Origin of the sequence: Streptomyces spirodelae (assembly GCF_017676385.1) — a bacterium.
Taxonomy (GTDB): Bacteria; Actinomycetota; Actinomycetes; order Streptomycetales; family Streptomycetaceae; genus Streptomyces; species Streptomyces spirodelae.
The window spans coordinates 47,330-66,026 of record NZ_JAFFZN010000009.1 but is presented as its reverse complement, the minus strand read 5'-3'; the positions used below and the strand labels follow the sequence as shown (position 1 = coordinate 66,026).

Here is an 18,697-nt window from a genome sequence, read left to right as displayed (position 1 = left end):
CTCCCTCTCCTCGGTGCGCGCGGTTCCACGCTGTCAGCGACCATTGATCTGCGTCCAATACCAAATTAGAGTCTTTTTAAGACGAGCAACAGATCAGTACGAGCGACAGACAAGCGACAGATCAGCCGGCCCACCGGGCCCGTCCCCGCGAAAGTGAGCCCGCCGTGGAACTGCGCTACCTCGCCGCGTTCGTCGCCGTGGCCGAGGAGTTGCACTTCGGACGGGCCGCCAAGCGGCTGCACATGGCCCAGCCGCCACTCAGCCAGCAGATCCGCCAGCTGGAGAAGGAGCTGGGCGTCCAGCTGTTCGAGCGCAGTACCCGCTCGGTACGGCTGACCAGCGCCGGTGAGTCCTTCCTGGCCCCGGTCCGCAAGGTGCTCGCCGACCTGGACGCCGCCACCCGGGTCGCCAAGGCCGCCGGGCGCGGCGAGTTCGGGCGGGTCAGCGTGGGGTTCGCGGGAGCGTCCAGCCACACCACCCTCCCCCTGCTGACCCGCGCCGTGCGCACCGCGCACCCGGGTATCGAGCTGGTGATGCAGGGCCAGAACTACGCCAACCGGGCCCTGGCCAGGGTCGCCGAGGGCTCCCTCGACCTGGGCTTCGTACGGCTGCCGGTGACCAGGCCGGGCGTGGCGACCCGGGTGATCGCCGAGGAGGAGCTGATCTGCGCGCTCGCCGCCGACCATCCGCTGGCCCGGCAGGAGCGGGTGGACGTCGCGGACCTGGCGGGCGAGCCGTTCGTCAGCTTCCCGGCAGACGCCGGCTCCAGCCTGCGCGATGTGACGTTCCAGACCTGCGAACGCGCCGGGCACATCCCGCGCGTCGTTCAGGAGGCGCCCGACTCGTACACCATCCTCGCGCTGGTGGCGATGGGAGTCGGGGTCACCCTCACGCTCACCTCCTGCACCCATATCCAGCAGACGGGCCTGGCCTACCGCCCGCTCGCCGGGCCGCCCGTGGTGCTCCGCTCGGCGCTCGCCTGGCGCGCGGACAACCCGTCGGCCGCGCTGCACAGCGTGCTGGAGGTGGCCCACGACGTCCTGCCCGCTCCGCCAGCTGACTCCCCCTCGGAAAGGCCACAGCATGACAGGTAGCCCAGTCGGTTCCGACAGCGCCGACATCGTCATCTGCGAACCCCTGCGCACCCCCATCGGCCGGTTCGGCGGCGCGCTGGCCGGGCAGCGCCCACAGGAGCTGGCAGCACTGCTGATCTCCGAGATCGTGACGCGTACAGGCATCGATCCCGAGCGGGTCGACGAGGTGATCCTCGGGCACTCCTACCCCACCTCGGAGGCGCCGGCGCTCGGCCGGGTCGCGGCGTTGGACGCCGGGCTGCCGCAGTCGGTGACGGGCACCCAGGTCGACCGGCGCTGCGGCTCCGGCCTCCAGGCGGTGCTGGACGCGGCGATGCAGATACGGGCCGGGTTCAGCGAGGTCGTCATCGCGGGCGGCACCGAGGTGATGAGCGCGGCGCCGTACTACACGCACGAGGGACGCTGGGGCATCAAGGGACCGGGGCTGACGCTGCACGACTCGCTCGCCCGCGGCCGGGTCACCGCGGGCGGCGTCCACCACCCGGTGCCCGGCGGGATGATCGAGACCGCGGAGAACCTGCGCCGGGAGTTCTCCGTCAGCCGCGAGGAGCAGGACGCGCTGGCACTCCGCTCCCAGCAGCGCGCCGCACGGGCGCTGGCCGAGGGCACGTTCGAGGCGGAGACGGTGCCGGTGACCGTACGCACCCGCAAAGGCGAGACGCGCGTCGGGACCGACGAGCACCCACGCGCGGACACCACCGCCGAACAGCTCGCCGGGCTGCGGCCCGTACGGCTCGGCGAGGACCCGGAGGCCACCGTGACCGCCGGAAACGCCAGCGGGCAGAACGACGCGGCGGCCGCCTGCCTGGTGACCGGTGCGGCCACCGCCGAACGGCTGGGGCTGCGTCCGGTGGTGCGGCTGGTCTCCTTCGCCCGCGCCGGAGTGCCCGCTGCGACCATGGGCCTCGGCCCGGTACAGGCCACCAGGGACGCGCTCGCCAAGGCCGGGCTCGGTCTGGCGGAGATGGATCTGATCGAGCTGAACGAGGCGTTCGCAGCGCAGGTTCTCGCCTGCACCCGCGCACTCGGCCTGACCGAGCGGGACCACGAGCAGCGGATCAACGTCAACGGCTCCGGAATCTCGCTGGGCCACCCCGTGGGCGCCACCGGGGCGCGCATCCTCGCGACGCTGGCACACGAGATGCGGCGCGGTGGCGCCCGCTACGGCCTGGAGACGATGTGCATCGGTGGCGGCCAGGGCCTGGCCGCCGTGTTCGAACGCGTACCGGATGCGGGCTGACTGCGCGGAGAGGGCCCGGGGGGGGGTGGGCGCAGCCGGCCGGGTACACCTCTACCGGCCCGCGAAGTGCCGCACGGGCTCGTCGTCGGGCAGCTCCTCGGCGAGTTCCCTGAGCATGTCCCGGGTCCGGGACGGCGGCATCGCACGGGTCACCAGGCGGTCGGTGACCCGGCGGTACGCCTCGATGTCGGCGTCGTCCTCGAAATAGGTGGCGCTGTGCAGCTGCTCCAGATACACGATGTCGGGCAGTTCGCTCTCGGGGAGCCGCAGCAGCGTGACGGGGCCTCCCGCTGCTGCGTGTCCGCCCGCGCTGAACGGCATGATCTGGACCGTCACGTGCGGCAGTTCGCTCATCGCGCTCAAATGCCGCAGCTGCGCCCGCATCGTGGCCGCTCCACCCACGGGGCGGCGCAGCGCGGCCTCGTCGATGACCGCCCACACGTGCGGGGCGCGCGGGCCGTAGAGGATCTGCTGGCGGCGCATGCGCAGGTCCACCCGCCGCTGTATCCCGGCCTCGGGCTCCTCGTCGTGGAGCAGTTCGATGACGGCGCGGGCGTATTCGGCGGTCTGCAAAAGGCCGGGCACGAACTGCACCTCGTAGGTGCGGATCACGCTGGCCGCCTGCTCCAGCCCCAGGAAGGTGTGCAGCCAGCGCGGGACGACTCCCTGGAAGGAGTGCCACCAGCCGGGCGTGTTGGCCTGTTGGGCCAGCGCGGTCAGTACCGCGCGCTCGCTCTCGTCCGTCACCCCGTAGATGGTGAGCAGATCCGCGACATCCCGCAGGGCGCAGCCGATGCGTCCCTGTTCCAGGTCCTGTATCCGCTGGTGGGTCACCCGGATGGCCTCGGCGGCCTCCCGGCGCGATATGTACTGTGCCTCGCGCAGTCTCCGCAGGCGGATACCCAGCACCATCCGGGGCACCGCAGGGGACGCGCCACCTCCCTCCGCCGTACCGTCGTGCCCCTCCGCCGTACCGTCGTGCTCGGCGTCTCTGGCGGCCGCTTCACCGCCAGTGACGTCAGTGATGCGCATACCGCTGCTCCCGTACCGTAGCCGCATTGGTCTCGCCACCTTCCAAGTTTCCCTCCCCGCTCCGATGTGGCCTCATGGGGGTACCTGCCCAACTACCCCCGGAGTCAGGCACCTCGTACCCAGGCTTCTTGCCGTTGGCACATCCGCGGCGCCGCCGTGGAGTGGGTCGGGAGCGAAATGCGGAGGCCCCAGCGCACGCCGACTTGCCCTGATCGCGAAGGGGGAGTAAACGCCTCGTTCATGGGAACCAAACGGCGCGGTCCGGCATCAGCCGCGCGCACCTCGGCGCGGCCGGAAGCGGACATGACGGGTCAGCAGCACGGGCGGCAGGGCCCACGGAGCGGACCCGCCGAGGAGCGGGCCCGCGGAGCGGCGGCACGGCTGGCCGGGGCCGGGGTGCACGGTACGGCGCTCACCTGGGTGGACAACGCGGGGCTCACCCGCGTCAAGGCCGTGCCGGCAAACCGGCTGCCCCAGGCCGTCGGCGCGGGCGTGGGCATGTCCCCCTGCTTCGATGTCTACCTCGTCGACGACTCGATGACCGCGAGTGAGCACCTCGGCGGCCCGGACGGAGACCTGCGGCTGGTGCCGGACCTGGGCCGACTGACGGTGCTGGCCGCGCAGCCGGGCTGGGCGTGGGCGCCGGTGGACCGCTACGAGCAGGACGGCGAGCCGTACGCGGGCTGCCAGCGCGGCTTCGCGCGGCGGATGGCCCGGCGGGCGCTGGCCGAGCACGGGATCGAGCTGCGGATGGGGTTCGAGACCGAGTGGGTGGCCGTACGCGGTCCGTTGCCGGAAGCGGGCACCGCGCCTGCGTATGCCACCACCGGTCCGGCCTACGGGATGGCGCGGCTGGTGGAGAACTCGGAGTATTTGCGCGACATCCTGACGGCTCTGCGTACGCAGGGCGTCGAGGTGCTGCAGATCCACCCCGAGTACGCCCCGGGCCAGTTCGAGGTGTCGGTCGCGCCGTCCGATCCGGTGGGAGCGGCGGATCTCGCGGTACTCGTACGCGAGACCGTGCGCGCCGTCTCGCTGCGCCACGGCCTGACCGCGTCGTTCGCGCCCGTGGTCGACCCGGACGGGGTCGGCAACGGCGGGCATGTGCATCTGAGCCTCTGGCGGGAGGGCCGCAATCTGTGCGCGGGCGGCGAGGGGCCGTTCGGGATGACGCGGGAGTGCGAGGCGTTCCTGGCCGGGGTACTGCGGGAACTGCCCGCGCTGCTGGCGCTCGGCGCCCCGTCGCCCGCCAGCTATCTGCGGCTGCGCCCGTCCCGCTGGGCGGGCGCCTTCCAGTGCTGGGGCCTGGAGAACCGGGAGGCCGCGCTGCGCTTCGTCGCCGGAACCGGCGCGGCAGCCGGCAACGCCAATGCCGAGGTCAAGTGTGTGGACGCGGCCGCCAATCCGTATCTGCTGGTGGGCGGGGTCGTCGCGGCGGGGCTGGCGGGGCTGGACCTGGCAGCCGGCACCGACCCGGCCGCCGCTCGGCTGCCCGAACCGGTCTTGGGGGACCCGGCGCGCCAGGAGCGCGGGCCCGGCCGGCTGCCGGGTTCGCTGGCGGAGGCGCTGGCGCACTTCGAGCGCTCCGGCACGCTGCGCTCGGCGATGGGCGAACCGCTCTTCGGCGCCGTCCGCGCCGTGCGGGCCGGTGAGATCGAGCTGTTCGAGGGGGCGAGTGAGCACGAGATCGCCGCCGCGACCCGTGGGAGGTACTGAATGCCAGGCCAGGGCGGCACGTTTCCGCCGCTGATCGACCAGCACTGCCACGGAGTGCTCAGGACGGGCCCCGAACCGGACGTCTTCGAGGGGTACCTGACAGAGGCGCACGTGCCGCAGCACCCGGACCCTGGCCCGGGTTCCCCACCCCGGGGCCCCGGCGGACGGGCCGGCTACTTCGACACCCAGCTGGGATTCGCCGTGCGGCGGTGGTGCGCTCCCGAGCTCGGTCTGGAACCGCACTGCCCGCCCGCCGCCTACCTGGAGCGCCGCGCCGAACTGGGCACCACCGAGGTGACCGGGCGGTTGCTGCGGGCCAGCGGCATCGCCACGTTCCTGGTGGACACCGGGCTGCCCGGTGCCTTGCTCACCCCCGGCGAACTGGCCGAGACGGCGATGGCGGAAGCACACGAGATCGTCCGGCTCGAACGGCTGGCCGAACGGGCGGCCGACACGGCGCGCGACACCCACTCCTTCCTCGCCGAGCTCGCCGACTCCGTACGCGAGTCGGCCTGTACGGCGCGCGGCTTCAAGTCCGTGGTCGCCTACCGCTGCGGCCTGGATCTGGAACCCACCCCTCCCGGCACCTCCGCCGTCTACGCGGCGGCCGACCGCTGGCTGGCCTCCCGGGTGCGGGGCGGCAGGCTCTCCGACCCCGTACTGGAGCGGCACCTGCTGTGGTCGGCCGTACGGACGGGGCTGCCGCTGCAGCTGCACACCGGCTTCGGCGACCCCGACCTGCGGCTGGACCGCTGCGACCCGCTGCTGCTGACCGACTTCATCCGCGCCACGGCCCCCTACGAGGCCCCGCTGATCCTGCTGCACTGCTACCCCTACCACCGCGGCGCCGGCTATCTGGCGGCCGTCTTCCCCCATGTCCACGCCGACTTCGGTCTCACCCTCACCCACACCGGTGCGCGCGCCCGCCATGTGCTGGCCGAGCTGCTGGAGCTCACCCCGTTCGGCAAGCTACTGTTCTCCACCGACGCCTACGGGGTCCCTGAGCTGTATCTGACCGGCGCCCGCCTCTTCCGGGAGGCGATGACTTCCCTGACCGGACAGTGGGTGGAACGGGGCGAGTGGTCACCGTCGGACGCGGAGAGAGTGACGGCGATGATCGCGGGCGGCACGGCCAAGCGGCTGTACGGGCTGTGAGTTCCCCGGCTCCTTCCCGGCGGAGACAGCCCTCACCACGAGGTGTGCCCTCACCGCCGGGAGAACGGCGGCGAGGGACACACCTGGAAGCGGAGCTCAGCCGATGTTCACATCGACGCACGCGTAGAACGCGTTGGCGGTGTCGGCGACGTTCCACACCGCCAGCACGGTCTGCCGGCCGGAGAAGTCTCCGAAGTCGACGGTGTGCGAGAGCTGGGACGGCGGCTGCTGGCCGCCCTGGTCGAACTCGGCGATCTTCTGCCCGTCGATGTAGTACTCCCAGGTGGTGGTGCGGTGAGCGGCCGTCAGCTTCCACTGGAACGTGGCGGACTTTCCGACGTCGGCCACGTTCCAGCCGTGGTTGTCGTCACGGAGCTCGGCCCACTCGTCGTGTCCGCCGGCGCAGTCCTGGAGCCCCTTGGGGCCTTCGACGCTCTGCGGCTCGTACTTGATGGAACCGCACTCGACGACTCCGGCGGCGCACTGGGCCTGGCGGCTGGCCGGGTCGCTGATGTAGCCGTGGGCACTGGCCGGGGTCACGGAGAGGCCGAGGACAAGCAGGGGGGAGAGTCCGGCGCCGATCAGCGCGGCGAGCTTCCTCTTTTTGTGCATGTCAACTCCTTCGGCGGCAGGACCGGCGAGCGCGGCACATCCAGGGGGCGCACGCGCAGGGCGGTCCCGGTGGGGGTCATCCGATTGGTCTAGACTTTAGTCAGTGTCTGCACACCGTCAATACCTCGGAAAGCCCCTCGGCCAACGCCGGTCACTCGCCCCTGGTCAGCACCAACACCGCCAGGTCGTCCTGCCGCTGCCCCCCCGTCCACTCCGTCACCGCTTTCACCAGCGCGTCGGCCAGCTCGTCCGCGCGGCACGGCCCGATCCTGCCGAGCCCCCGCTGGACGTCGAAGAATTCGCCCTCCGCGTTGCGGGCCTCGGTGACCCCGTCGGTGACCAGCACCAGCGAGTCGTCGGGCGCGAACGGGAAGGTCTCCTCGACCGGCGCACCGTTCGGGGACTCCAGCCCGGTGGACAGCGGCAGCTCAGGATGGGTCGGCTCCAGGCAGGTGACGATGCCGTCGTGCAGCAGGTAGGGCGGCGGATGGCCCCGGTTGAGCACCGTGACCGTCTCACCACTGGGCGGAATCTGGACCAGCAGTGCGGTGACGAACCCTTCGATGTCGTCCTCCGTGCCCCTGCGGCGCTCCCCCTCCCGGTCGAGGGCCCGGTCCAGCCGGCCGGCCAGGTCGTGCAGCGTGGGGGTGTGTTCGGCCGCCTCCCGGAAGGCGCCGACCGCGACCGAGACGGCTGAGACGGCGGGCAGCCCCTTGCCGCGTACATCGCCGATCAGCGCGCGGATGCCGAACGGGGTCTCCTGGAGCGCGTACAGGTCCCCGCCGATCGCGGCTCCGACCTGGGCCGCCACATAGCGGTCGGCCACGGTCAGCGGGCCGATGCCGGTGGGCGGCGCGGGCAGGACGGCTCGCTGTGCCGCCTCGGCGACCGTCAGGGCGACGGCCAGATTCCGGCCCTGCTGGTCGACGAGCCATTTGACCCACAGCCCCACGAGGCTGACCACCAGCACCGCGATCACATCGGAGACCAGCGCCGCACCCTCGCGGCCCGTGTACCAGGCCGCCCCCGCGGTCACCGCGCCGGCCGCCAGCGCGAACAGCGCACTGGAGCGGAAGGAGTAGCTCATGCCCGCCACCATCGAGGTGCAGGCCAGCAGCGGCAGCCCGTAGTAGGGCTTCGGCGAGAACATGTTCGCCGCCGCACCCCCGAGCAACAGCAGCGGCGGTGCCAAATGCGGCACTCTGCCCAGTCCATCCGCGGGGCCGCCCACCCAGCTCTCCTCGTCCGTATCCGTCCGACGCGTGTCCAGAGCCGGTGCCCTGTCGTGGCGATTCTCCCATTTGCGTACATTTCCGCATGGTCTGACGGGACGGAAGGACGGGAGAGGACGGCAGAGGTACCCGCCGGCCTGCGCAGTACGGGCGCACGGATCCAGAATTCACCCGTTCGGCCCGCGAGCCGCCCGAGGCCGGCGGCCCGAATCGGCGGCGCGGCGACCGTCCGCACCCCGGCAAGCCCCGCTACCCCCGACAAGGGGTAGCGGACCGGTCGGCACGGCAGGTATCTGTGACGCACGACACTCCGACGTACCCGCCGCTCCGCCGCCGCCACTCCGACGCACCCAGGAGGCCGCCGTGCCCGCATCCGCACCGCGCCGAGCACCCCGCGCCGAGCGCAGCTACGCGTCAGGCCCCTGCACGGCGCCGCTGCTGGGGGACACCATCGGGGAGAACCTGGACCGGACCGTCGCCGCGCACCCGGACCGCGACGCACTGGTCGATGCCGGCAGTGGGCGGCGGTGGAGCTACCGGCAGTTCGCCGCCGACGTCGAGGCCCTGGCGCTCGGCCTGCACTCGCTGGGCATCCGCAAGGGCGACCGGGTGGGCATCTGGGCGCCCAACTGTCCCGAGTGGACGATGGTGCAGTACGCGACGGCGAAACTCGGCGCGATCCTCGTCACCATCAACCCCGCCTACCGCGCGCACGAGCTGGCCTATGTGGTGGGCCAGGCGGGCATCAGCACCCTGGTGGCCACGCGCAGTCACAAGGGCTCCGACTACGCGGCGATGGCCGAAGAGGTCCGGGGCGACTGTCCCGCCCTGGCCGAAGTGGTGCTGATCGGCGAGGAGAGCTGGCAGCGGCTGCTCGACCTGGGCCGCTCCCAGGACCCCGGGCAGGCCCGCGAGACGCTGGAAGCCGTCGCCGCCACGCTCTCCGCCGACGACCCGGTCAACATCCAGTACACCTCGGGCACCACGGGATTCCCCAAGGGCGCCACCCTCTCCCACCACAACATCCTCAACAACGGCTTCTTCGTCGGCGAACTGTGCCGCTACACGGAGGCCGACCGCATCTGTCTGCCGGTGCCCTTCTACCACTGCTTCGGCATGGTGATGGGCAATCTGGCGGCCACCAGCCACGGCGCCTGCATGGTGATCCCGTCCGCCGCATTCGAACCGAAGGCGGCGCTGCGTGCTGTCCAGGAGGAGCGCTGCACCTCGCTGTACGGGGTGCCGACGATGTTCATCGCCGAGCTGGCCGACCCGGACTTCACCTCCTTCGACCTGAGCAGCCTGCGCACCGGCATCATGGCCGGGTCACCCTGCCCGGTCGAGGTGATGAAGCAGGTCATCGAGCGGATGGGGATGGCCGAGGTGTCGATCTGCTACGGCATGACCGAGACCTCACCCGTCTCCACGCAGACCCGCGCCGACGACTCGATCGAGCGGCGGGTGGCGACCGTGGGCCGGGTGGGGCCGCATCTGGAGGTCAAGGTCGTCGACCCGGCCACCGGCCGCTGCCTGCCCCGCGGCGAGCCCGGTGAGCTGTGCACCCGCGGCTACTCGGTGATGCTCGGCTACTGGCAGCAGCCCGAGGCCACCGCCGAGGCCATCGACGCGGCGCGCTGGATGCACACCGGGGACCTGGCGGTGATGGACGCCGACGGATACGTCAGCGTGACCGGCCGGATCAAGGACATGGTCATCCGCGGCGGGGAGAACATCTACCCCAGAGAGATCGAGGAGTTCCTCCACACCCATCCCGACGTGCTCGACGCGCAGGTCGTCGGCGTGCCCGACGAGCGCTACGGTGAGGAACTCATGGCGTGGATACGGATGCGGGAGGGCGCGGCACCCCTCACGGAGGAGGCGGTTCGCGAGTTCTGCACCGGCAAGCTCGCGCACTACAAGATCCCCCGCCATGTCCATGTGGTGGACGCGTTCCCGATGACCGTGACGGGCAAGATACGCAAGGTCGAGATGCGCGAGAAGTCCATCGAACTGCTGGACCCGGCGCACCGCCCGGGACGATCGAACTGAGCGCTGCTGCGCAGTGGAGGAGTCGAGGTTGCCTTCACCCGACCGTTTCCGCCCCCGCACACCTGGCGGCCCGGTGCCGCCGCCCCGGTCCCCGCTGCGGCCGGACGACACCGACGCGTTCCGCCACGCGCTCAGTCTGGCGCGGCGACGTACAGGCGTGCGCACGGTCTTCGGCGGCGAGGTGACCGAGGGGGCGCTGCGGCTGACCGAGTTCACCGGCACACTCACCGACTCGATGCGCGGCCTGCGCGTGGGACCGGGCCGGGGGCTGGGCGGCTACGTCCTGACGCACCAGCGCCCGTACGCGGTGAGCGACTACGTGCCGGCCACGACCATCACCCACGACTACGACAGCCCGGTGCAGCGCGAGGGCATCCGCGCGATCGTGGCGGCGCCGGTCACCGTGCGGGGCGGGGTGCGGGGTGTGCTCTACGCCGCCGCCCGGGACGCGGCACCGCTCGGCGACCGGACGACGGCCGCGCTGGTGGACGCCGCACGCCGGCTGGCGGGCGAGATCGCCGTACGCGACGAGGTGGACCGGCGCGTGAGGCTGCTGGAGGCCGCGGCCGAGGCCCCGCCCGAGCAGCCCCCGGCGCCGGGGCTGGACGCGCTGCGGGACCTGCACGCCGAACTGCGCGGTATCGCACAGGAGATCGAGGACGCGGCCCTGCGGGATCGGCTGCGCCGGGCCTGCGACCGGTTCCTGCATGCCGGGATCGAGACCGGGGGCGGGGGCGGCTCCGCCGGACTGCCGGGTGCCGCCGTGGAGCGTCCGCGTCTCTCCCCGCGCGAGCTCGACGTCCTCTCCCACGTCGCACTCGGCTGCACCAACGCGGAGGTGGGCCAGTACCTGGGTCTTGAGCCGGAGACGGTCAAGGCGTATCTGCGCAGCGCCACCCGGAAGCTCGGCGTGCACAGCCGCCACCATGCGGTGGCAGCAGCCCGCCGGCACGGGCTGCTGCCCTGATCGGTTCAGGGTCCGGGTCCGGGTCGGGTCCGCCCCTGACGGGCCGCGTGCCCTCCCGGATACGACCAAGCCCCGATCGGCCGATCGACCGTGGGCGGGGTCGTTCGTTAAGCCCCACATGATCACTGCACAACGACACCCCCTTCCGTCTCTGGCCACTGAGCTGCACCACGGAGAGGCGGGCGCGCGATGAGCAAGCGGCAGAAAGGACGCAAGCACCGCCGGGTCAACCGCACTCCCCGCCCGGTCGCCTCCGCCACCCGGGCGAGGGCCGCCCGGGCGACCGGGACGCCGGGCGACCTCCCGGACGCGCCCGCGCCGCGCCCGGCGCCCGCACCGGAGACCTCGCACGGGACCGCGCCCACGCAGACACCGGCGCCGCAGGCAAACGCACCGCAAGCCGCCGCCGAAGCCGCAGGCACCCGTACGCCCCAGGCGGTCGGCGAGTTGTTCCGTACGCCCGTGCGGGACGGCGGGCTCGGACAGAGCGCGGGGCGGACCTGGGAGCGGGTGCGGGAGGCCGGTGCGCGCGGAACGACGGTCGAGGAGCTGGCCGCCGCCGTCGGGTACCAGGAGCGCACCGTGCTCAAGCACCTGCAGGGCCTGGCCGAGCACGGGCTGGCCGAGCAGGACGGCACCGACCGCTGGCGCCCCGCGCCGGGCGCGCTCGCAGCCACCGACGAGTCGCCGGTGCTGGAGCACGCCTGAAGCCGCCGCTTCCTGTCCGCGTTCGCTTCCGATTCCCTTCCGCGCGGTTCGGTACGGCGCCCGGATGCCGTACCGAACCGCCCGTCCCCGGAGTCCGTATGACCGCCTCCCCCTCCCCCGAGCCGTCCGAGCGCACTCTCGTCGCGGGGATCGGCAATGTCTTCCTGGGCGACGACGGCTTCGGCGTCGAGGTCGTCCAGCGGCTGGCGCGGCGCCCGCTGCCCCCGCACGTGGAGGCCGTCGACATCGGTGTGCGGGGCGTCCACCTGGCGTACCAGGCGCTGGACGGCTGCGACACGCTGATCCTGGTCGACGCCGTGCACCGCGGCGGCACGCCCGGCACCGTGCGGCTGATCGAGGTGACCGAGCAGGACCGCGCCGCCCCGGACGAGGTACCGGTGGTCGACGGGCACCGTATGACGCCCGACGCCGTGCTCGCCCTGCTGGAGACGCTGCGTACGGGCATCGGTGGCAGTGCGCCCCGGCGGGTCTTCGTCGTCGGCTGCGAACCGGCGGATCTCACGGAGGGAATCGGGCTGAGCGCGCCGGTGGCGGCCGCCGTCGACGAGGCGGTGGAGTCGGTGCTGCGACTGCTGGAGGACCCGTCCGGGCGCGGGGCGGCCGAACGGCGGACGGCCGACCGGAACAGCGGCGTGGCGGCGGAGGGGCGGCCACCGGCGCCCCTGTAATGGTGCGGGCCGCAGCCTGGTCCGTACCGCGCAGGGGAAGTGACCGATGCACGAGATGTCCATCGCGATGGCAGTGGTCTGCCAGGTCGAGGAGGCGGCGCGGGAGCACGCCGCCGTGGGCGTCGAGGCGGTGACCCTGCGGGTGGGTGAGCTCGCCGGCGTCGTCCCCGAGGCGCTGCGCTTCTCGTTCGGGCTCGCCTGCGAGGGGACCGTGCTGGACGGCGCTGAACTGGTGACCGAACACGTGCCGGGTCTCGCGCGCTGTGCCTCCTGCGCGCGTGAGTGGGCCACGGGTATGCCCCCGCGGCTGTGCTGCGAGCAGTGCGGTGACTCCCGTACCGAGCTGCTGTCCGGCCGCGAGCTGCAGATCGCCGGTGTGCGGTGGGTCCATGACCCCCGGCACGCCCTAGCCCTTGAGGAGCTGTGAAGCCATGTGCCGTCTCACCGATCTGCGCCAGGCCGTACTGGAGCGGAACGACAGCCGTGCCGAGCGGCTGCGCACCGAGCTGGCCGCGCGGGGAACCGTCGCCGTCAATCTGCTCTCCAGCCCGGGCAGCGGAAAGACCGCTCTGCTGGAGGCGGAGCTGCGGCTGGCGCGAGAGCGCGGCCTGCCCGCTGCGGCGCTGACCGCCGACCTGGCCACCGAGAACGATGCGCGGCGGCTGGCCCGTTCCGGGGTACCGGTCAAGCAGGTGCTGACGGACGGGCTGTGCCACCTGGAGGCGGAGATGCTCGCCGGGCACCTGGCCGGCTGGCTGCCCAAGAACACGCGGCTGCTGTTCGTGGAGAACGTGGGCAACCTGGTCTGCCCCGCCTCCTACGACCTCGGTGAGTCGCTGCGCGTGGTTCTCGCCTCGGTGACCGAGGGCGAGGACAAGCCGCTGAAGTACCCCACGGCCTTCGGGCTGGCGCAGTTGGTGGTCGTCACCAAGCAGGACCTGGCGCAGGCGGCCGGCTTCGACCGTGAGGCGTTCCTGGCCAATGTGCGGCAGGTCAACCCCGGCGTCGAGGTCCTCGAAACCTCGGCACGCACCGGGCTGAACCTCGGCACGCTCCTGGAGCGGGCGCTGTCGGTGGGCGAAGGAGCCGCGGTGCACCGCCCGGTGATGGCCCGCCAGGCGAGAGAGCACGCCCCCGGCGACTCGCACGCGCACGCCGAGCCCCACGCACACTCCGGGCCCCACCCGCACGCCGAGCCCCACCCGCACGCCGAGCCCCACGCGCATGTCCAAGGCTGACGTCGCCGGGGCCGGGGCCGGGAGCGCCGAGCGCAGCCGCGTCCTGGTCCGGGGCGTGGTGCAGGGCGTCGGGTTCCGCCCGTACGTCTACGCGCTCGCCGAGGGGCTGGGACTCTCCGGCCATGTCACCAACACCGGTGAGGGCGTGGTGGCCGAGGTGGAGGGTGCCTGGGAGGCGGTCGCCGCCTTCCGGGAGCGGATCGGCGCCGAGGCACCGCCGCTGGCCGTCGTCGAATCGGTCACCCACCAGCCGCTGCCGCCGGTGGGCACCTCGGGCTTCCGTATCGTCGCCTCGCGCTCCGGCGGGGAGCGCCGCACGCTGGTCGCCCCGGACATGGCCACCTGCCGGGCGTGCCTGCGGGAGCTGGCCGACCCTGCGGACCGCCGCTACCGGCACCCCTTCCTCACGTGCACCGACTGCGGGCCGCGCTTCACCATCGTCACCGGCCTGCCCTACGACCGGGCCAACACCACGATGGCCCGCTTCGCGATGTGCGAGCGGTGCGCCCGCGAGTACGAGGACCCGGCCGACCGGCGCTTCCACGCCCAGCCGGTCTCCTGCCACGACTGCGGGCCCCGCGCCCGGCTGCTGCTTCCGGCGGCCCCGGGGCCGGGCTGGAGCGAGTTCCCCGGCGACCCGGTGGCCGAGGCCCGGCGGCTGCTGGCGGGCGGTGCGGTGGTGGCCGTCAAGGGGCTGGGCGGCTACCACCTGGCGTGCGACGCCGGGAACGAGGAGGCGGTGCGGCTGCTGCGCCGCCGCAAGGCGCGCGGCCACAAGCCGTTCGCGGTGCTGGCCGGGAAGGTGGCCGACATCGAGCACCTCGCCGTCGTCGGCCCGGCCGAGCGCGCGCTGCTGACGGGAGGCCGCCGCCCCATCGTGCTGCTGCGCAGACGCGCCGAGGCGAGCGGCACCGGGCCCGGGCTCGCCGCCGCCGTCGCGCCCGGCAGCCCCGACCTGGGCGTCATGCTGCCCTACACCCCACTGCACCACCTGCTCGCGGGCTGTCTGCCCGGCGACCGGCCAGGGCCCCGGCTGCTGGTGCTGACCAGCGGCAACCTCGGCGGCGAGCCCATCGTCACCGACGAGGACGAGGCGCTTGCGCGGCTGGCCCACCTCGCGGACGCCTTCCTCGGTCACGACCGACCCATCCAAGTGCCGTGCGACGACTCGGTGGTGCGCGTCCTGGCGGGCGAGGAGCTGCCGGTGCGCCGCTCGCGCGGGTACGCACCGCTGCCCATCGCGCTGCCGGTGCCGGTGCGCCCGGCGCTCGCCGTCGGCGGGGACCTGAAGAACACCTTCTGCCTGGGCCAGGGGCGGCACGCCTGGCTGTCGGCGCACATCGGGGACATGGACGACCTCGCCACGCTGCGGGCCTTCGAGCGCGCCGAGGAGCAGTTGGAGGGCATCACCGGTGTCGCACCCCGGCTGCTGGTCGCCGACCGCCACCCCGGCTACCGCTCCGCGCGGTGGGCCGAGCGGAACGCGGACGGCCGGCCGCTGCACCGCGTCCAGCACCACCACGCCCATATCGCCTCCGCGATGGCCGAGAACGGCCTGGACGGCTCCCGCAAGGTGCTCGGCGTCGCCTTCGACGGGACCGGGTACGGCGACGACGGCGCGGTGTGGGGCGGCGAGTTCCTGCTCGCCGACTACGACGGCTACCGCCGCTTCGCGCACCTGCGGTACGCGCCGCTGCCCGGCGGCGACGCGGCCGTCCGTCACCCCTACCGGACAGCGCTGGCCCGGCTGTGGGCTGCGGGGCTCCCCTGGGAGGCGGAGCTGCCGCCCGTAGCTGCCTGCCCGGCGGCCGAACTCCAAGTGCTGCGGCGCCAGCTGGAGCGGAGCCTGCACTGTGTGCCGACCTCCAGCATGGGGCGGCTCTTCGACGCCGTCTCCTCGCTGACCGGCATCTGCCACCGGTCGGGCTACGAGGCCCAGGCCGCCATCGAGCTGGAGGCGGCCGCGGCAGCGCACGGCGAGGAGCAGCCCGCGGCCTACGAGTTCCCGCTGCTGCCCGGAGGAGCCGAAGGCGCGCTGCTGGCCGATCCCGGTCCGCTGCTGGCGGCCGTGGCCGACGAACTGCGCGCGGGCGTCCCGCCGGAAGTGATCGCGGCACGGTTCCACGCGGCCGTCGCTGCGCTGGTCCGGCGAACCTGCGCGGCGGCGCGCGAGCGGCACGGAGTGGAGACCGTGGCGCTGACGGGCGGCGTGTTCGCCAACGCGGTGCTGTCCGTCAGCTGCCTGCGCGGGCTGCGCGCGGACGGTTTCACGGTGCTGCGGCACCGGCTCGTCCCGCCCGGGGACGGCGGTCTGGCCCTGGGCCAGCTCGTGGTCGCGGCGCGTGAGCAGCCGGGCAGGACGAGTTCTGCGGCGCTGACGGGTGCCGCGGCGCACTGACCACCAGCGATCGAGGAGAGGCCATGTGTCTGGCGGTACCCGGCAAGGTCCTGCGGACCGAGGAGCGTGACGGCACCCGGATGGCGTCCGTCGACTTCGGCGGAGTGGTCAAGGAGGTGTGCCTGGAGTACGTGCCCGACCTGCGGGTCGGCGAGTACACGATCGTCCACGTCGGCTTCGCGCTGCAGCGGCTGGACGAGGAGTCGGCACGGCAGACGCTCGAACTGTTCGAGAACCTCGGGCTGCTGGAGGAGGAGTTCGGCGATCCCTGGCAGGCGGCGGCGGACATGGGACAGCCCGAAGACGCCCAGCGGGAGGTGCGGCTGTGAAGTACATCGAGGAGTTCCAGGACCCCATGCTGGCCGAACGGCTGCTGGAGGACATCCACGCCACCGTCACCAGGCCCTGGGCGCTGATGGAAGTGTGCGGCGGCCAGACGCACTCCATCATCCGGCACGGCATCGACCAGTTGCTGCCCGAGGAGCTGGAACTGATCCACGGTCCCGGGTGCCCGGTGTGCGTCACCCCGCTCGAACTGATCGACAAGGCACTGGAGATCGCGTCGAGACCCGAGGTGATCTTCTGCTCCTTCGGCGACATGCTGCGGGTCCCGGGAACCGGCCGCGACCTGTTCCAGGTCCGCTCTCAGGGCGGTGACGTCCGGGTCGTCTACTCACCGCTGGACGCGCTCGCCCTCGCCCGGCAGAACCCGGACCGGGAGGTGGTCTTCTTCGGTATCGGCTTCGAGACCACGGCACCGCCCAACGCGATGGCCGTGCACCAGGCGGCGAAGCTGGGACTGCGCAACTTCAGTCTGCTGGTCTCGCACGTGCGGGTACCGCCCGCCATCGAGGCCATCATGCGCGCCCCCGACAGCCGGGTGCGTGCCTTCCTGGCGGCCGGGCACGTGTGCAGCGTCATGGGGACCGAGGAGTACCCGGCGCTGGCGGAGCGCTTCGAGGTGCCCATCGTCGTCACCGGGTTCGAACCGCTGGACATCCTGGAGGGTGTACGCCGCGCGGTGCGCCAGCTGGAGGCGGGCCGGCACACGGTGGAGAACGCCTATCCGCGCGCCGTGGTGGCCCAGGGCAACCCGGCGGCCAGGGCGATGCTGGACGAGGTGTTCACCACGTGCGACCGCGGCTGGCGCGGCATCGGCGTCATCCCGGACAGCGGCTGGCGGCTGGCCCCGCGCTACCGGGAGTACGACGCGGAGCACCGCTTCAGCGTCGAGGGTGTCACCACCAAGGAACCCGCGGCCTGCCGCAGCGGTGAGGTGCTGCAAGGGCTGCTGAAGCCGCACGAGTGCGAGGCGTTCGGCACCACCTGTACGCCGCGCACCCCGCTCGGCGCCACGATGGTCTCCAGCGAGGGTGCCTGCGCCGCCTACTACCTCTACCGCCGGCTCGGCGGGAAGACGACCGCACCACTGGAGGCGAGCACCCGTGACTAGCACCGAGACGGCTGAGGCGGCTGAGACGGCTGAGACGGCCGCAGACTTCTCCGGCTGGACGTGTCCGGCGCCGCTGCGCGGCGGGGATCGCGTCGTGATGGGCCACGGCGGGGGCGGCGCACTCTCGGCCGAGCTGGTCGAGCACGTCTTCGCGCCCGCTTTCGGCGGGCCCGCGCTGGCGCCGCTGGCCGACTCGGCGGCGCTGGAGGTCGACGGCGTACGGCTGGCGTTCTCCACCGACTCCTACGTGGTGCGCCCGCTGTTCTTCCCCGGCGGCAGCATCGGCGACCTGGCCGTCAACGGCACCGTCAACGACCTGGCGATGAGCGGGGCGAGGCCCGCCTATCTCTCCTGCGGCTTCATCCTGGAGGAGGGCGTGGAGCTGGAGCTGGTGGCGCGCGTCTCCGAGGCGCTGGGCACGGCGGCCAGGACCGCCGGGGTGGAGATCGCCACCGGGGACACCAAGGTCGTGGAGGCGGGGCGCGGCGACGGGATCTACCTCAACACCGCCGGGATCGGGGTGATCCCACACGGCGTCGACATCCGCCCGCAGCGCGCCGCACCCGGCGATGTGATCATCGTCAGCGGTGCCATCGGGGTGCACGGGGTGGCGGTGCTGAGCCGGCGCGAGGGGCTGGAGTTCGAGGTCGGCATCGAGAGCGACTGCGCGGCCCTCGGCGGCCTGGTCGCCGACATGCTGGCCGTCACCCGCGAGCTGCACGTGCTCCGCGACCCCACGCGCGGCGGCGTCGCGGCGGCGCTCAACGAGATCGCGGCGGCCGCCTCGGTCGGCGTCGTCCTCCAGGAGCGTGCCGTACCGGTGCCCGAACAGGTCGCGAGCGCCTGCTCGATGCTGGGCCTGGACCCGCTGTACGTCGCCAACGAGGGCAAGCTGCTGGCCTTCGTGCCGCGCGCCGAGGCGGACGCCGTGCTCGCCGCGATGCGGGCGCACCCGCTGGGGGCCGAGGCCACCGTGGTCGGCGAGTGCGTCACGGAGCATCCGGGGATGGTCGTCGCCCGGACCGGGCTCGGCGGCACCCGCGTGGTCGATCTGCCACTGGGCGAACAACTGCCCCGCATCTGCTGAGCCGTCCCTTCCCGGCTGAGCCATCCC

General features: G+C 72.9%; 17 protein-coding genes. 14 read left to right on the top strand and 3 right to left on the bottom strand.

Annotated elements, in window-relative coordinates:
• Window positions 1-164 precede the first annotated feature (164 nt).
• Window positions 165-1,094: a LysR family transcriptional regulator gene (locus JW592_RS12125; RefSeq protein ID WP_209265009.1), complete on the top strand. Its 930-nt coding sequence runs from the start codon at window positions 165-167 to the stop codon at window positions 1,092-1,094.
• Window positions 1,084-2,334: an acetyl-CoA C-acetyltransferase gene (locus JW592_RS12120; RefSeq protein ID WP_209265008.1), complete on the top strand. Its 1,251-nt coding sequence runs from the start codon at window positions 1,084-1,086 to the stop codon at window positions 2,332-2,334. The genes JW592_RS12125 and JW592_RS12120 overlap by 11 nt, the downstream gene beginning before the upstream one ends.
• Before the next feature lie 51 nt (window positions 2,335-2,385).
• Here the strand turns inward: JW592_RS12120 and JW592_RS12115 are convergent, their stop codons facing one another.
• On the bottom strand, window positions 2,386-3,366 hold the full coding sequence (locus JW592_RS12115; protein WP_229375804.1) for a Sco1979 family transcriptional regulator: 981 nt from the start codon (window positions 3,364-3,366) through the stop codon (window positions 2,386-2,388).
• Window positions 3,367-3,669: 303 nt separating this feature from the next.
• Between JW592_RS12115 and JW592_RS12110 the strand changes: the two genes are divergently transcribed.
• Together JW592_RS12110 and JW592_RS12105 are read left to right on the top strand one after the other, a co-directional pair.
• A complete protein-coding gene (locus tag JW592_RS12110) occupies window positions 3,670-5,082 on the top strand; it encodes a type I glutamate--ammonia ligase (protein WP_209265007.1) in 1,413 nt (470 codons plus the stop codon).
• On the top strand, window positions 5,083-6,237 hold the full coding sequence (locus JW592_RS12105) for an amidohydrolase family protein (RefSeq protein ID WP_209265006.1): 1,155 nt from the start codon (window positions 5,083-5,085) through the stop codon (window positions 6,235-6,237). It begins immediately after the preceding gene.
• 96 nt (window positions 6,238-6,333) lie between these two features.
• Here JW592_RS12105 and JW592_RS12100 read toward each other — a convergent pair whose 3' ends face one another.
• A complete protein-coding gene (locus tag JW592_RS12100; RefSeq protein WP_209265005.1) occupies window positions 6,334-6,849 on the bottom strand; it encodes a lytic polysaccharide monooxygenase auxiliary activity family 9 protein in 516 nt (171 codons plus the stop codon).
• A gap of 151 nt (window positions 6,850-7,000) precedes the next feature.
• Window positions 7,001-8,050: a PP2C family protein-serine/threonine phosphatase gene (locus tag JW592_RS12095; protein WP_307805383.1), complete on the bottom strand. Its 1,050-nt coding sequence runs from the start codon at window positions 8,048-8,050 to the stop codon at window positions 7,001-7,003.
• 394 nt (window positions 8,051-8,444) lie between these two features.
• On the opposite strand from JW592_RS12095, the gene JW592_RS12090 reads away from it, so the two are divergent.
• The 10 genes from JW592_RS12090 to hypE all read left to right on the top strand — a co-directional run bounded on the left by JW592_RS12090 (window position 8,445) and on the right by hypE (window position 18,670).
• A complete protein-coding gene (locus JW592_RS12090) occupies window positions 8,445-10,130 on the top strand; it encodes an AMP-binding protein (protein WP_209265003.1) in 1,686 nt (561 codons plus the stop codon).
• Window positions 10,131-10,158: 28 nt separating this feature from the next.
• Window positions 10,159-11,097 carry a helix-turn-helix transcriptional regulator gene (locus tag JW592_RS12085; RefSeq protein WP_229375802.1) on the top strand — a complete coding sequence of 313 codons (939 nt, stop codon included), beginning with the start codon at window positions 10,159-10,161 and terminating at the stop codon, window positions 11,095-11,097.
• A 189-nt stretch (window positions 11,098-11,286) separates the two neighbouring features.
• Window positions 11,287-11,805, top strand: a complete 519-nt coding sequence (locus JW592_RS12080) for an IclR family transcriptional regulator (RefSeq protein WP_209265002.1) — start codon at window positions 11,287-11,289, stop codon at window positions 11,803-11,805.
• Between the two features lie 98 nt (window positions 11,806-11,903).
• Window positions 11,904-12,494 carry a hydrogenase maturation protease gene (locus JW592_RS12075; RefSeq protein WP_209265001.1) on the top strand — a complete coding sequence of 197 codons (591 nt, stop codon included), beginning with the start codon at window positions 11,904-11,906 and terminating at the stop codon, window positions 12,492-12,494.
• A 46-nt stretch (window positions 12,495-12,540) separates the two neighbouring features.
• Complete coding sequence (gene hypA, locus JW592_RS12070) at window positions 12,541-12,921, top strand: hydrogenase maturation nickel metallochaperone HypA (protein ID WP_209265000.1); 381 nt, start codon at window positions 12,541-12,543, stop codon at window positions 12,919-12,921.
• Between the two features lie 4 nt (window positions 12,922-12,925).
• Window positions 12,926-13,732 (top strand): hydrogenase nickel incorporation protein HypB, encoded by an 807-nt coding sequence (gene hypB / locus JW592_RS12065; protein ID WP_209264999.1) that lies wholly within the window; start codon window positions 12,926-12,928, stop codon window positions 13,730-13,732.
• Window positions 13,719-16,130 (top strand): carbamoyltransferase HypF, encoded by a 2,412-nt coding sequence (gene hypF, locus JW592_RS12060; protein WP_209264998.1) that lies wholly within the window; start codon window positions 13,719-13,721, stop codon window positions 16,128-16,130. Before hypB ends, hypF begins: the two co-directional genes overlap by 14 nt.
• A 23-nt stretch (window positions 16,131-16,153) precedes the next feature.
• The gene (locus JW592_RS12055) at window positions 16,154-16,459 is read left to right on the top strand and encodes a HypC/HybG/HupF family hydrogenase formation chaperone (RefSeq protein WP_209264997.1); all 306 of its coding nucleotides are present in this window, start codon (window positions 16,154-16,156) and stop codon (window positions 16,457-16,459) included.
• The gene (hypD, locus tag JW592_RS12050; protein ID WP_209264996.1) at window positions 16,456-17,583 is read left to right on the top strand and encodes a hydrogenase formation protein HypD; all 1,128 of its coding nucleotides are present in this window, start codon (window positions 16,456-16,458) and stop codon (window positions 17,581-17,583) included. The genes JW592_RS12055 and hypD overlap by 4 nt, the downstream gene beginning before the upstream one ends.
• A 97-nt stretch (window positions 17,584-17,680) precedes the next feature.
• Window positions 17,681-18,670, top strand: a complete 990-nt coding sequence (gene hypE, locus JW592_RS12045) for a hydrogenase expression/formation protein HypE (protein WP_209265151.1) — start codon at window positions 17,681-17,683, stop codon at window positions 18,668-18,670.
• The last annotated feature ends 27 nt before the right edge of the window (window positions 18,671-18,697 follow it).